This window comes from Cupriavidus sp. BIC8F (assembly GCF_032465815.1).
GTDB classification, from domain to species: domain Bacteria; phylum Pseudomonadota; class Gammaproteobacteria; order Burkholderiales; family Burkholderiaceae; genus Cupriavidus; species Cupriavidus necator.
The window spans coordinates 2,726,323-2,740,010 of the sequence record NZ_CP136094.1 but is presented as its reverse complement, the minus strand read 5'-3'; the positions used below and the strand labels follow the sequence as shown (position 1 = coordinate 2,740,010).

Below are 13,688 nucleotides of genomic sequence, written 5' to 3'. Positions count from 1 at the left end.
TCTTTGGCCGATGCAGCGCGGCTATCGTGCCTGCCGGCGCGCGGCCATCGCCTTGTCGACGACCTCGGCCCGCAGCGCTTCGCTGGGATTGCCGAAGGCCTGGCTGCGCAGCGCATCCAGCTGCTGCCGGCGGTCCTGCTCCGACAACCCCGGGAACGACTCGATCTGGGCGCGGCGCGCGGCGTAGTCGTCGTAGCGCTGCTGCCAGGCCTGCCCGGCTTGCGCCTGCTGCTGGTAGCGCTGCGCCACGTCGGGGCCGTAGGCCTGCGCCAACGCCGCGCCGATGTCCTGCGCACTGCGGCCGGCGGCCTGCATGCCGGCGATGGTGTCGCTGATCGTCTGCGGACGCGCGCTGGCCTCCCGTGCCGCGCGCAATGGCTCGGGCAGCGTGGCTTCGAGTTCGGCGAGCCGCTGCTGCCGCTGCGCGTCATCCAGGCCGGATTGCGCCGCGATGTCGAGCCGCGCCAGCATGGCATCGTCATACGCCTGCTCGTCGCCGAACCAGATTGCCGCCACCTCCGGCAGCAGGCGCTGCCGCGCACCGTTGCGCTCAGCCTGCAGCGCGCGCAGCTGCTGCACCTGCGCCGCATCCAGCGTGCCGTTCGAATCCGCCCGCGGCTTGCGGGTGGCCTGCAGTTGAATCTCGGCAAGATAGGCTACATAGCGCTGCCACAGCTGCCACGCCTGCCCTGCCGCGGGCTGCGGCACGCGGCGGCGGATATCGTCGTGCACCAGCTGGTCCAGCGCGTCGGCGCCGCCGGCGTCGTGGCGGGCGCTGAGGAAGTAGTCGAAGTAGGTGCGCAGCGCGCGCGTCAGTCGCAGGTTCCCCTGCGCGTCGAGTTCGGGGCCTGCGGGCACGTCGACGCCGGACAGCGATGGCAAGGCAGCCGCGCCGGCGGGTCCGGCGTCAGCCGATGTGGCCGCAGGACTCGCGGCAGTGGTGAGCGCTGCCGTGCGCTGCGGCACAACGACCGGGCCGGACGGCATCGTCAGCCAGTACACCGCGGCCGCCGCTGCGCCGGCCGGCAGCAAGGCCAGCCAGAGCCGCGGCGAGCGCTCAGAGCTGGTCATTGCGCAGCCGGTTGGCGTGGCTGAGGATGACTGTGCGCGGATCGACGTCCTGGTACAGGCCGGCCATCTGGTTCACCTCGTCGAGATGGTTCCAGTAGTAGCCAGTGGCCAGCACCCGGCCCCACTTGCTGCTGCAGACCGAGACCAGCCCGTCATTGGGGCCGGCGCCCTTCAGGTCCATCAGCCCGGCCGAGGTCGACATCATCACCGTGGTCGGGTCCAGCAGGTTGGAACGCAGCAGGCTGAACGGCCCGCCCTGCCCGGTCCAGGAATACGCAGCCTGGGTATGGGTGACAAGGTTGCCCGCGGCATCGCGCGCCTGCCGTTGCTCGGACACCGCGCCAGCGGTATTGCAATCCGGCCCCAGCGCCGATTTCGTGCCGGGCACCAGCGTGGCATTGAGGCGCGCATTCTGCTCGGCGGCGCCGCGCGTGGTCAGGATCCTGAGCGAGGCCAGCGCATCCTGGTCCAGCGCCTGCCCGTTGCCGATGCCGTTGAACCAGCCCACGGTATCGAGCACGCCCTGGATGATGCCGACGAGTACCGGCCCGGCGATCGGAATACTGTTGACGCCATTGATCAGGTCCAGCACGGTGTCGGCCACTTCGCTGCCGCGATGCGGGCTGCCGATGGTGGTGACCGAGGCCACGTCCTGCGGCGACATCGCCGCCAGCATGCGCGAGGTCGGCCCGCCCTGGCTGTGGCCGATCAGGTTGACCTTGTCGGCGCCGCTTTCCAGCTTGACCGCGCGCACATAGGCCTGAAGCGCCAGCGCGCGCTCCTCGTCGCTGTTGAACGACGGCACCGTGGCCACATAGACTTGCGCGCCGTTGGCCCGCAGCACTTCGGGGATGCCATACCAGTAGTCGAGCACACCACCCATCTTGGCCGCGCCGGTCAGTCCGTGGACCAGCACAATCGGGTAGCGCGTCTTCGCGTAGTCGCCGCTCGCGGCCAGGGCCGGTGCTGGCTGCGCCAGCATGGCCGCTGCGACCAGCGTGGCTGTGCCTGCGAGCCTGCGCAAGGCCTTGCCGGCCTTCTGCTCGCGTAGCGCGGGCGTGCGTTGTCCGCACGCGTGGTGTCCGCTGTGCTCCATCTTGTCTCCTCGGTGGTGGGTCTTTTTATGCTGGAAGCAGTAAAGACTGGCCGCCCCGACGAGACAATCAAAACATTAGCGGATTCCCTCTAAACGGCCGCTACAGCCGCGGGCTGCAAGGGCATGCGGGTGCTGGAAAGCAGCTGTTCGTAGATGTAGCACTGCAGCAGCGTCAGCTCGCGCTCGGCCAGCACGTCGAAGGCCACGCCGAAGGCCGGAAAGTCGGCATCGTCGCTGGCCGCGCCGGGGGGCGCGAGGCGGACCCAGCCATCGATGGTGACCTCGCTGTCCAGTGACGCCGTGCGCATCTTGAAGCGCAGCCGCACGCGGCTGCCCGGTGCCGGCGCCGGCGCGGTGGTCTGCACCAGCGCGCCACCGGTGCTGAGGTCGGACAGCAGCGCCAGGCGCGCCGTGCCGGTGTCGATGCCGTCGTCATCGCCGGGCTCGGTCAGGTAGGCGGCCAGCCGGGTAGGCACGCGCGCGGCCTTGCGTACCGGCGTTGCGTGCTTCTGCACCGGCGCCGACAGCACCAGGTAGCGAAACGGGCTGCGGCACACGGCGGTGATGGTCGAGGTGAAGCTGTGGATGGCCTGTCCGGAGAAGCCGCGCAGCAGCACGGCATCGCCCGCCTGCAGCGGCAGGTCGCGCCCGCCGAGCTGCGGCCAGGTGACAAACAGGCCCTGCTCGATAAAACCGATCAGGCGGCTGGCGGCCGGGCGCGCGGCCTCGCCCTCATGCTTGACATGCAGCAGCGTGCCGACCTGCAGGCCAAGCGGCCCGGTGGTCGGACGCAGTTCGTCATCGGCATCGTCGTGGCCATCTTCGCGGCAGACCACGCCATGGTGGAACACCAGCGCCAGGTCGCGTTCATCGGGAATGACACTGCCGCTGCCGAGCACCAGGTTGCCCTCGCCATCGAGCAATGACCAGGGCAGCGGGTATCCGACGGGAAGATCGTTAGGTGTGAGCTGGATCATGGCTGTTCGCAGTAGGCCCCGGCATTGGACGCCACGGGGCATGGCAAGCCTTGGGCGGAGCTGACGCGCAGGATCCGCCACCTGTATCAGGCTTCTATCGGCGCCGGCGCGGCGAAATTAAGCCCTCGGCGATCGACCAAGGCCGCATGTGTAGCATTCGCTCCCTATGGAAGCCTTGACGCACCGCAAAGTTAAGCCGAAAATCACCAAAAGCTGTCTGACAGCCTGACATATTAAACCATGACCATCCTGCCCCGCCCGGCCTCGCTCGCCAGCCGCATTGCCCAGACCCTGCACGACGACATCCTCGCCGGCCGCTACGGCGCGGGCGCGCGCCTGCCAGCGGAGACGAGCCTGGCCGATACCTTCGGCGTGAGCCGGCCAATCGTGCGCGAGGCCATCGCCCAGCTGAAGGCCGATGGCGTGCTGGTGACGCGCAAGGGCTCGGGCGCTTATGTGTCGGAGACGCCAGGCGGCCAGGCCTGGCGCGTGGCCAGCTCGCCCGATGGCGGCCCGACGCTGGCGCAGCTGTTCGAACTGCGCCGGGTGGTGGAAACGGCCTGCGCCGAGATGGCCGCGCAGCGGCGCTCCGATTCCGATATTGACGCCATCCGGGCCGCGCTGGCGGCGATGCAGGCACAGGCCGACGGCCAGGGCGACATGGCCAGCGCGGCCGCGGCCGACATGGCCTTCCACCATGCCATTGCCGAGGCCGCGCACAACCCCTGCTTTACCGGCCTGACCGATTTCGTCAGCCAGCAGATGCTGGCCGCGCGCCAGCGCGCCTGGGAGAACACCGCGCGGCTGAACATGACGACCGGCGCGCCGCGCGCGGCCGACCAGGAACATGCGGCGCTGGCCGAAGCCATTGCCGCCGGCGACGCCGCGGCCGCCCGCGACGCCGCGCAGCAGCACCTTGCGGCTGCCGCAGCCCGCCTCGGCCTGCCGGCCTGAGCCCCGAACACACAGGACATTGGAGCAAGGAACAACCATGGAAACAGTGGATTGCGTCGTCATCGGCGCCGGCGTGGTGGGACTGGCGGTGGCGCGCGCACTCGCGCTGCAGGGCCGCGAAGTGATCATCCTGGAAGCCGAGAACGCCTTCGGCACCATCACCAGCGCGCGCAACAGCGAGGTCATCCACGCCGGCATCTACTACCCGGCCGGCTCGCTCAAGGCGCAGCTGTGCGTGCGCGGCAAGGCCATGCTGTACAACTACTGCGCCAGCCATCACGTGGCGCACCAGCGCTGCGGCAAGCTGATCGTGGCCACCAGCGAGGCCCAGGTGGCCACGCTCGAGAGCATCCGCGCCAAGGCGGCGGCCAACGGCGTGGACGACCTGCGCCTCGTCAGCCGCGCCGAGGCGCAGGCGCTGGAGCCGCAACTGCAGTGCCATGCCGCGCTGCTGTCGCCGTCGACCGGCATTGTCGACAGCCATGGCCTGATGACCGCACTGCTGGGCGACGCGGAAAACGCCGGCGCGATGCTGGCGGTGCAGTCGCCGGTGCTGGGCGGCGCGGTGACGCCGGACGGCATCCGGCTGGAGATCGGCAACGAGGATGGCAGCGCCACCACGCTGCTGGCGCGCACCGTGGTGAACTCGGCCGGGCTGACCGCGCCGGAACTGGCGCGCCGCATCGACGGCATGCCCGAGGCCCATGTCCCGCCGCAGTACTACGCCAAGGGCTGCTATTTCACGCTGGCCGGGCGCGCGCCGTTCTCACGGCTGATCTACCCCGTGCCCGAGGCGGCTGGGCTGGGCGTGCACCTGACCATCGACCTGGGCGGGCAGGCGCGCTTCGGCCCCAATGTGCGCTGGATCGACGAGATCGAATACGGCGTGGACCCGGCCGACGCCGACGGCTTCTATGACGAGGTGCGCCGCTACTGGCCCGGACTGGCCGACGGCGCGCTGCAACCCGGCTATGCCGGCATCCGCCCCAAGATCAGCGGCCCGCATGAAGCGGCGGCGGACTTCCGCATCGACGGCCCCGCCGTGCATGGCGTGCCGGGGCTGGTTCACCTGTTCGGCATCGAGTCGCCGGGGCTGACCTCGTCGCTGGCCATCGCCGAGCGGGTCTGCGCGGCGCTGGCCTGAACCGCGCCGCCCCCTTCCGCGCGGAAGCTCATCACGGCACAGAACGCGCCGGCCGCCGCGGCAATGGCGGCCAGCCCGAAGGTATGCTCGGGCGCCAGCGCGTTCCAGGTCCAGCCCATCGCCAGCCCGCCCAGCGTGCCGCCGACGCCGTAGGAAATGCCCGTGTACAGCGCCTGCCCGCGCCCCTGCAGCGGCCCGGCAAACCAGGCCTGCAACCGCTTCAGGCTGGCGCTGTGGTGCGCGGCAAAGGTGGCCGCGTGCAGCACCTGCACCAGCGCCATGAGCCAGGCAAACTTTGCGAAGTAGCCGGTCAGGCCAAAGCGCAGCGCCGCCAGCACAAAGGTGCCGGCCAGGATCGTGCGCAGCGCATAGCGCGCGAACAGCAGGCCCTGGTAGTAGAAGAAAACGATCTCGGCGACCACGCCGATTGTCCACATCACGCCAATGGCCAACTTGCTGTAGCCCAGCTGTGCCAGCCACAGCGAATAGAACACATAGAGCGCGGCGTGCGCGAACATCATCAGGAAGGCTGACGCCAGGAACCAGGCCACGTCCGGGCGGCGCAGCAGCGGCAAGGCGCGCGGCGGCGCCGTGTGCGGACCGTCGGCGGCGGCGTCGCGCATGGTCAGCACCACCGCTGCCAGGATCGCCAGCAGCGTGCTGGCCACCCACGGGAAGGCGCGCATGCCGACCGCTTCGAACAGCGCCCCGCCGGCCAGCACCGCGCCGATAAAGCCGACCGAGCCGAACATGCGGATGCGGCCGTAGCTATGGTCGAAGGCGCCGTAGCGGCGCAGCGTGGAGATGGTCAGGGCATCGCCCAGCGGCGACATCGCACTGGTCAACAGGCTCAGCGTCAGCATCATCGCCATCATGCCGCCGTAGCTGCCCACACCCGGCAGCATCAGGAAGGCCAGCAACGAGGTGAACGCGCTCACGCGCAGGATGCGCACGCGCGTGTGCATCACGTCGGACAGCCAGCCCCACAGGTAGGGCCCGACGATGCGGCTGACCTGGAAGCTCGCCATCAGCACGCCGATCTGCACCGGGTTGAAGCCGCGGTCGGCGAAATACAGGCTGACGTACGGCGAAATCAGGCCGACGTAGCCGTAGTAGCCAAGATAGAAGAGCCCGAAACGGGCGTAGTCGGGGCGGCCGGCGCCGGTAGCGCCGCCGCCCGCGAAAGGCGTGGCCAACGCGAGGTCAGATCAAGGCGTCTGGCCGGCCTGCGCGGGAATGCGCGGCGTATCGACCTTGACGTCGCCGCACTGGGCGCGGTGGCGCAGGGCGTGGTCGATCAGCACCAGCGCCAGCATGGCCTCGGCGATCGGCGTGGCGCGGATGCCCACGCACGGGTCGTGGCGGCCGAAGGTCTCGACGGTGGCGGCATTGCCGGCCTTGTCGATCGATTCGCGCGGGGTGCGGATGGAAGACGTCGGCTTGATCGCCAGCGACACGGTGACGTCCTGACCGGTGGAAATGCCGCCCAGCACGCCGCCGGAATTGTTGGTGCGGAAGCCCTCGGCGGTCAGCTCGTCGCCATGGACGCTGCCGCGCTGGGCCACGCTGTCGAAGCCGGCGCCGATCTCCACGCCCTTGACCGCGTTGATGCCCATCATCGCGTGGGCGATGTCGGCGTCGAGCCTGTCGAACAGCGGTTCGCCCAGGCCCACCGGCACGTTGCTGGCCACCACCTCAATGCGCGCGCCGACGGAGTCGCCGTCGCGGCGCAGCGCGTCCATATAGGTTTCCAGTTCTGGGATGACGTCGGCATTGGCCGCGAAGAACGGGTTCTGCGGCACATGCGACCAGTCCGTGAAGGGCACGGCGATTTCGCCGAGCTGCGACATATAGCCCCGGATCTCGGTGCCGTACTTTTCGCGCAGCCATTTCTTGGCCACCGCCCCGGCCGCCACCACCGGCGCGGTCAGGCGCGCCGACGAGCGGCCGCCGCCGCGATGGTCGCGGATACCGTACTTCTGCCAGTAGGTGTAGTCGGCATGGCCCGGGCGGAAGGTCTCGACGATATTGCCGTAGTCCTTGCTGCGCTGGTCGGTATTGCGGATCAGCAGGCAGATCGGGGTGCCGGTGGTCTTGCCCTCGAACACGCCGGACAGGATCTCGACCTGGTCGGCTTCCTGGCGTTGCGTGACGTGACGCGAGGTGCCGGGCCGGCGGCGGTCCAGGTCGCCCTGGATGTCGGCCTCGGTCAGCGCCATGCCCGGCGGGCAGCCGTCCACCACCGCGCCGATGGCGGGCCCGTGCGATTCGCCGAAGGTGGTAACAGTGAAAAGCAGGCCAAGGGTGTTGCCGGACATGATGGAAACCGCACAGGAATTGGGGAAGGTTTCCATTGTAAGGCCAATGGCGGGCCTCGGGCGGCCGCAGCGCGGCCCGACAGGCTCAGGCGGCGGCGCTTTCCAGCGCCAGTTCGGGGTAGAACTCGGCGCGCATCCGCTCCATATAGGCCACCAGGTTGGCATGCCCCTCGGCCGCGGTGCGGATCGGAGTGTCGAATACGGGGCACAGCAGGCTGCCGGCAAAGGCAAACAGCGTGGCGTCGGCCCCGCATGGCGCGTTGCCCATCAGGTAGGGCTTGTCGCCCAGGATGTCGGCGATCGAGGTCACGCCCTTGCTGGCCAGCGCCACCAGGTCTTCTTCGCTATGCCGGCCCAGGCCTTGCCCCCACAGCGTCTTGCGCACCTTGTAGCGCACCAGCCGCTCGACCAGGCCGCGCACCGGCGCCGGCACGCCGCGGAAGAACTGGGCCGGCCCCTTGTCAAAGTTGGCCTGGTCCAGCCAGCGCACCCGCGCCACAGCCCAGTACAGGTGGTCTTCCATCAGCTTCTCGGCGGCCCAGGCGATGCCGCGCTCGGCCGCGCTCAGGCCGGCGTCGAAGTCGATGTGGTAGGTCTTCTCGATATGCCAGCGGATCATGGTGGAATCCGCCACGATCCGGCCCATATCGTCCAGGTAGGGCAGCTTGCCCTTGGGCGCGCGCCGCAGGCTGCCGCGGCGCGCCTGGTAAGGCAGGCCGGCCAGCTTGAGCAGCATCTCGGCCTTGGTGACGAAGGGGCTGGCGTCGGGTAGCCCGAAGGCGGGGCCAAAGGTATAGAGCGTGATCATCGTGGTCTCGGGTTCCGCACAACGGATTTAGCGCCAGTCGCCGCGCAGGGCCTGCACCATCTGCTGCAGCCCTTCCGGGGTGGCGGCCTCGGGCGGCACGGGCTCGCCCACCACCAGTTCCAGCCGGTTCAGGATGCCGCGGCGGAACGGCCGCGACATCGCCGGTGCCCCCTTGCGCGAGAAGAAGCTGCCCCACAGCCCGCGCAGCGCCATCGGCACCACCGGCACCGGCGTGCGCCGGATGATCTGCTGCACGCCCTGCTTGAACGGGTTGATCTCGCCGGTGGCGGTGATCTTGCCTTCCGGGAAGATGCAGACCAGATCCCCCTCGTCCAGCGCCTGCGCAACGCTGTCATAGGCGCGCCTGAGCATGTCCGGATTCTCGTGCGCCGGCGCGATCGGGATCGCGCGGGCCTGGCGGAAGAACCACGACAGCAGCGGCACCTTGAAGATGTTGTGGTCCATCAGGAAGCGCACCGGGCGTGGGCTGCAGGCCATCAGCACCACCGCGTCGGCAAAGCTGACGTGGTTGCAGACCAGCACGGCCGGGCCATCGGCGGGAATTCGCTCGGCGTTGACGCGGCGCAGCCGATAGAGGGTATGGACCAGGATCCACGCGATAAAGCGCAGCAGGAATTCGGGCACCAGCGAGTAGATGTAGACCGCCACCACCGCATTGAGCAGCCCCACCACCAGGAACAGCTGCGGGATGCTGTAGCCCGCCCGCGTCATCGCCACGCCCAGCAGCGAAGCGGCAATCATGAAGAAGCTGTTCAGGATGTTGTTGGCGGCGATGATGCGGGCGCGGTGCGTGGGTGCGCTGCGGCTCTGGATCAGCGCGTACAGCGGCACGCTGTAGAAGCCGCCGAACATGGCCAGCAGGAACAGGTCTGCCAGCACGCGCCAGTGGCGCGGCTCGGCCAGGAAGCCGCCGATGCCGCTGAGCGCCACGGGTGCCTGCCCCTGGCTGGCAAAGTACAGGTCGACCGCGAACACCGTCATGCCGATCGAGCCGAACGGCACCAGGCCGATCTCGACATGGCGCCCGGACAAGCGCTCGCACAGCAGTGAACCGGTGCCGATGCCCAGCGAAAACACCGCCAGCAGCAACGTCACCACGTTCTGGTCGCCGCCCAGCACATCCTTGGCATAGCTGAAGAACGAGGTCAGGAAGGTGGCGCCCAGGAACCACAGCCACGAAATGCCGAGCAGGCTCAGGAATACCGTGCGGTTGCCGCGCGCCAGCACCAGGTTGCGCCAGGTCTCGGAGAACGGGTTCCAGTTGATGCGCAGGTCCGGCTGCGGCGCCGGCGAGACCGGGATGCGGCCCGACACCAGCCGCCCCGCCACCGCGATCACCACGCACACCGCGCCCACGTACATCGGCCCCACGATCGTGCCGCCCTGCTGCAGCCCGGCCAGCTCGCCGCCGATCAGCGTCCCGATCAGGATCGCGACAAAGGTGCCCATCTCCACCATCCCGTTGCCGCCGACCAGCTCGCTTTCATCCAGGTGCTGCGGCAGGTAGGCAAACTTGACCGGCCCGAACAGCGTGGAATGCAGCCCCATCAGGAAGGTGCCGGCATACAGCAGCGGCGCGCTGTGCCAGGCAAAGCCGGCCAGGCCCAGCACCATGATGGCGATTTCCAGCGACTTGACCAGCCGGATCAGGCGCGACTTCTCCAGCTTGTCGGCAATCTGCCCGCTGGTGGCGGAAAACAACACGAACGGCGCGATAAAGATGGCCGAGATCAGGAAGGCCGCGCTGCGCGCGTCCACGCCCTCGAACAGCGCCGTGTGGTAGGTCACCAGCGAGGTGAAGGCGACCTTGAAGACGTTGTCGTTCATCGCCCCCAGGAACTGGGTCCAGAAAAACGGGGCGAAGCGGCGCAGGCCGAGCAGTCGGAACTGGCTGTGTTGGCTCATGGATGGGCCGGTCGGTCAGGGGACCGCCGCCGAAATGGGAACGCCGGCTAGTGTGCCGGAGCCGCGGTTCGGCCGCCACCCCGCCGCGGCCGCGTGGCGCCAACCGAGGGTATTTCCGAAGGAAGCTTCAGCCCGGGCGGCCCGGCGCCATCACTCGGCGCGCTCTTCCGGCCAGTCGCGGATATAGGCCTTGAGCATCTTGTTCTCGAAGCTCTGGTCCTCGACCACGGCCTTGGCGACGTCGTAGAAGGAAATCACGCCCATCAGCGTGCGGTTGTCGAGCACCGGCAGGTAGCGGGTGTGACGCTCCAGCATCATGCGGCGGACTTCGTTGACGTCGGTCTCCATGGTGCAGGTCAGCGGCGCATCGTCCATCACCTTGCGGATGCTGGTGCTGCCGACGTTTCCATTATTGCGGGCCAGTGTCTCGATGATCTCGCGGAAGGTCAGCATGCCGACCAGGTCGCCGTATTCCATCACCACCAGCGAGCCGATATCGTGCTCGGCCATGGTGTGGACGGCTACCAGCAAGGAGGTGTCAGGCGTCACGGTATAGAGCGTATTGCCCTTGATCTGGAGGATGTCGCTGACTTTCATGTTGGTCTCCGCTGCCTGCGCTCAAACTGAGGGCATCGCTCCGGCCGGGGGGCACAGGGGGCGATACCGGTCACATTGTTATCTGTCTATGGGTGTGCGGGCGCACTCTGCATCGTAGCGCCCCGTTGGCCGATCCTAGCCCAAACTCCCCGTCAAAGTAAAGCGGGAGGCCGGTTTGCGGGCGTCGGCGGGCGCACGGTGCTACGATGCTGGCCGGAGACAACTCAAGGCCGACCGACCATGTCCGGAACCCGATTCGACACGCTGGCGCTGCACGCCGGCGCCGCGCCAGACCCCGCCACCGGGGCCCGCGCCACCCCCATCCACCTGACCACGTCCTTCGTGTTCCGCGACAGCGAGCACGCCGCGTCGCTGTTCAACATGGAGCGCGCGGGGCACGTCTACTCCCGTATTTCCAACCCCACCGTGGCCGTGCTGGAGGAACGCATCGCCGCGCTGGAGAACGGTGCCGGCGCCATCGCCACGGCCTCGGGCCAGGCCGCGCTGCACCTGGCGGTGGCCACGCTGATGGGCGCGGGCTCGCACGTGGTGGCCTCGTCGGCGCTGTACGGCGGCTCGCACAACCTGCTGCACTACACGCTGCGCCGCTTCGGCATCGAGACCACCTTTGTCAAGGCGCGCGACCTCGACGCCTGGCGCGCGGCGATCCGGCCCAATACCCGGCTGCTGTTCGGCGAGACCCTGGGCAACCCGGGGCTGGACGTGCTGGATATCCCCACGCTCGCGCAACTGGGCCAGGACAACGGCATCCCGCTGCTGGTGGATTCCACCTTCACCACGCCCTACCTGCTGCGCCCGTTCGACCATGGCGCCGGCCTGCTCTACCATTCCGCCACCAAGTTCCTGGGCGGCCACGGCACCACCATCGGCGGCGTGCTGGTCGAAGGCGGCACCTTCGACTTCGAGGCCTCCGGGCGCTTCCCGGAGCTGTCCGAGCCGTACGAGGGCTTCCACAACATGGTGTTCACCGAGGAAAGCACGGTGGCGCCCTTCCTGCTGCGCGCGCGCCGCGAGGGCCTGCGCGACTTCGGCGCCTGCATGAACCCGATGGCCGCCTGGCAGCTGCTGCAGGGCGTGGAGACGCTGCCGCTGCGCATGAGCCGGCATGTCGACAACACTCGCAAGGTGGTGCAGTTCCTGGTCTCGCACCCGATGGTGGAGTCGGTGTCCTACCCGGAACTGGAATCGCACCCCGACTACGAACTGGCCAAGCGCCTGCTGCCGCGCGGCTGCGGCGCGGTGTTCAGCTTCAACCTGAAGGGCAACCGCGTGGCCGGCCAGCGCTTTATCGAGAGCATGTCGCTGTTCTCGCACCTGGCCAACGTCGGCGACGCGCGCTCGCTGGTGATCCACCCGGCCTCGACCACGCACTTCCGCATGGACGCGGCGGCGCTGCAGTCGGCCGGCATCACCGAGGGCACGATCCGGCTGTCGATCGGGCTGGAAGACCCGGATGACCTGATCGACGATCTCAAGCGCGGCCTGAAGGCGGCCGAGAAGGCGATGAGTGGCAAGGGAGGGCAAGCCTGATGGAACTGACCATTGCAGGCCAGCCGGCCTACGCCTATACCGGCGGCAAACCCTTCGATCCCGCCCTGCCCTGCGCCGTGTTCGTCCACGGCGCGCAGAACGACCACAGCGTGTGGGCCCTGCAGACGCGCTGGTTTGCCAACCACGGCTTCTCGGTGCTGGCGGTGGACCTGCCGGGCCACAACCGCAGCAAGGGCGCGCCGCTGGCCACCGTCGAGGCCATGGCCGACTGGGTCATGGCGCTGGTGGCGGCTGCCGGCGTGAAGGCGCCGGCCTTCGTGTTCGGCCACAGCATGGGCTCGCTGATAGCGCTGGAATGCGCGGCGCGGCATGCGCAGGCGGTGCGCGGCATCGGCCTGCTGGCGACGGCCTACCCGATGAAGGTCTCGGACGCGCTGCTGGACGCTTCGCTCAACCGCGAGGGCGAGGCCATCGCCATGGTCAACACCTGGTCGCATTCGAGCCTGGCCAACAAGCCGTCTTCGCCCGGGCCGGGCGCGTGGATGCACGGCGGCAGCCAGCGGCTGATGGAGCGCGTGTCGCGCAACAACCCGCAGGCCCATGTGTTCCACAATGACTTCTCGGCCTGCAATGCCTACGCCCATGGCGAAGAGGCCGCGGCCGCGGTCGCCTGCCCGGCACTGTTCATCACCGGCACCAAGGACATGATGACGTCGCCCAAGGCGGCCCAGGCGCTGGCCGGCAAGATGGCCAAGGCAAGCCTGGTCACGGTGCCGTGCGGCCACGCGCTGATGGGCGAACGCCCCGATGAAGTGCTGGACGCGCTGGCGGCGTTTGCGCGCAAGGTGGTCGCGGCCGGCTGAGTCAGGCCCCGGATGGCTGGCCGGCCACGCCGGCAGCCAGCCATCCGACACCTCGGCGCAGAAGGTCTACACTGCACAAAACAAGACCTGCCGGAGACAGCCATGGCCCACGCCCGCGCGCGCGAGTTCGAGAACTTCGCGGCCTTTTACCCCTACTACCTGAACGAACACCAGAACCGTACCTGCCGGCGGCTGCATTTTGCCGGGTCGACGGTCGCGCTGCTGTGCCTGGTGGCGCTGGTGGTTACCGGCAATGCGTGGTGGCTGCTGGCCGCTGTGCTGGCAGGTTACGCCTTTGCCTGGGTCGGGCACTTTGGTTTCGAGAAGAACCGGCCGGCGACGTTCCGGCATCCGCTTTACAGCCTGATGGGGGACTGGGTGATGTATGCCGATATCTGGCGGGGCAGGATTCCCTTCTGAGC

The 13,688-nt window shown here is 68.7% G+C and carries 13 protein-coding genes; 5 read left to right on the top strand and 8 right to left on the bottom strand.

Annotation, left to right across the window (positions count from 1 at the left end; all coding sequences use genetic code 11):
- Positions 1-21 precede the first annotated feature (21 nt).
- From RS901_RS12780 to RS901_RS12770, 3 genes are all read right to left on the bottom strand, one after another.
- Positions 22-1,071, bottom strand: a complete 1,050-nt coding sequence (locus RS901_RS12780; RefSeq protein WP_316149118.1) for a lipase secretion chaperone — start codon at positions 1,069-1,071, stop codon at positions 22-24.
- On the bottom strand, positions 1,058-2,167 hold the full coding sequence (locus tag RS901_RS12775; RefSeq protein ID WP_316149117.1) for a triacylglycerol lipase: 1,110 nt from the start codon (positions 2,165-2,167) through the stop codon (positions 1,058-1,060). Before RS901_RS12775 ends, RS901_RS12780 begins: the two co-directional genes overlap by 14 nt.
- A gap of 89 nt (positions 2,168-2,256) precedes the next feature.
- On the bottom strand, positions 2,257-3,144 hold the full coding sequence (locus RS901_RS12770; RefSeq protein ID WP_316149116.1) for a flagellar brake protein: 888 nt from the start codon (positions 3,142-3,144) through the stop codon (positions 2,257-2,259).
- A 240-nt stretch (positions 3,145-3,384) separates the two neighbouring features.
- Between RS901_RS12770 and RS901_RS12765 the strand changes: the two genes are divergently transcribed.
- Both RS901_RS12765 and RS901_RS12760 read left to right on the top strand, forming a co-directional pair.
- Complete coding sequence (locus tag RS901_RS12765) at positions 3,385-4,098, top strand: FadR/GntR family transcriptional regulator (RefSeq protein ID WP_316149115.1); 714 nt, start codon at positions 3,385-3,387, stop codon at positions 4,096-4,098.
- Between the two features lie 37 nt (positions 4,099-4,135).
- Positions 4,136-5,242: an NAD(P)/FAD-dependent oxidoreductase gene (locus RS901_RS12760; protein ID WP_316149114.1), complete on the top strand. Its 1,107-nt coding sequence runs from the start codon at positions 4,136-4,138 to the stop codon at positions 5,240-5,242.
- Here the strand turns inward: RS901_RS12760 and RS901_RS12755 are convergent.
- The 5 genes from RS901_RS12755 to RS901_RS12735 all read right to left on the bottom strand — a co-directional run bounded on the left by RS901_RS12755 (position 5,164) and on the right by RS901_RS12735 (position 10,891).
- Positions 5,164-6,438: an MFS transporter gene (locus RS901_RS12755; protein ID WP_316149113.1), complete on the bottom strand. Its 1,275-nt coding sequence runs from the start codon at positions 6,436-6,438 to the stop codon at positions 5,164-5,166. The genes RS901_RS12760 and RS901_RS12755 overlap by 79 nt on opposite strands.
- A 12-nt stretch (positions 6,439-6,450) precedes the next feature.
- Positions 6,451-7,560: a chorismate synthase gene (gene aroC / locus RS901_RS12750; RefSeq protein WP_041227845.1), complete on the bottom strand. Its 1,110-nt coding sequence runs from the start codon at positions 7,558-7,560 to the stop codon at positions 6,451-6,453.
- 85 nt (positions 7,561-7,645) lie between these two features.
- The gene (locus RS901_RS12745; RefSeq protein ID WP_316149112.1) at positions 7,646-8,368 is read right to left on the bottom strand and encodes a glutathione S-transferase C-terminal domain-containing protein; all 723 of its coding nucleotides are present in this window, start codon (positions 8,366-8,368) and stop codon (positions 7,646-7,648) included.
- A gap of 27 nt (positions 8,369-8,395) precedes the next feature.
- A complete protein-coding gene (locus RS901_RS12740; protein ID WP_316149111.1) occupies positions 8,396-10,294 on the bottom strand; it encodes an MFS transporter in 1,899 nt (632 codons plus the stop codon).
- A 150-nt stretch (positions 10,295-10,444) separates the two neighbouring features.
- On the bottom strand, positions 10,445-10,891 hold the full coding sequence (locus tag RS901_RS12735) for a CBS domain-containing protein (protein ID WP_013956299.1): 447 nt from the start codon (positions 10,889-10,891) through the stop codon (positions 10,445-10,447).
- A gap of 240 nt (positions 10,892-11,131) precedes the next feature.
- On the opposite strand from RS901_RS12735, the gene RS901_RS12730 reads away from it, so the two are divergent.
- The 3 genes from RS901_RS12730 (at position 11,132) to RS901_RS12720 (ending at position 13,686) form a co-directional block, all read left to right on the top strand.
- On the top strand, positions 11,132-12,442 hold the full coding sequence (locus RS901_RS12730; protein WP_316149110.1) for an O-acetylhomoserine aminocarboxypropyltransferase: 1,311 nt from the start codon (positions 11,132-11,134) through the stop codon (positions 12,440-12,442).
- Positions 12,442-13,266: an alpha/beta fold hydrolase gene (locus RS901_RS12725; protein WP_058696867.1), complete on the top strand. Its 825-nt coding sequence runs from the start codon at positions 12,442-12,444 to the stop codon at positions 13,264-13,266. Before RS901_RS12730 ends, RS901_RS12725 begins: the two co-directional genes overlap by 1 nt.
- A gap of 102 nt (positions 13,267-13,368) precedes the next feature.
- A complete protein-coding gene (locus RS901_RS12720; RefSeq protein ID WP_316149109.1) occupies positions 13,369-13,686 on the top strand; it encodes an Mpo1-like protein in 318 nt (105 codons plus the stop codon).
- Positions 13,687-13,688: the final 2 nt, after the last annotated feature.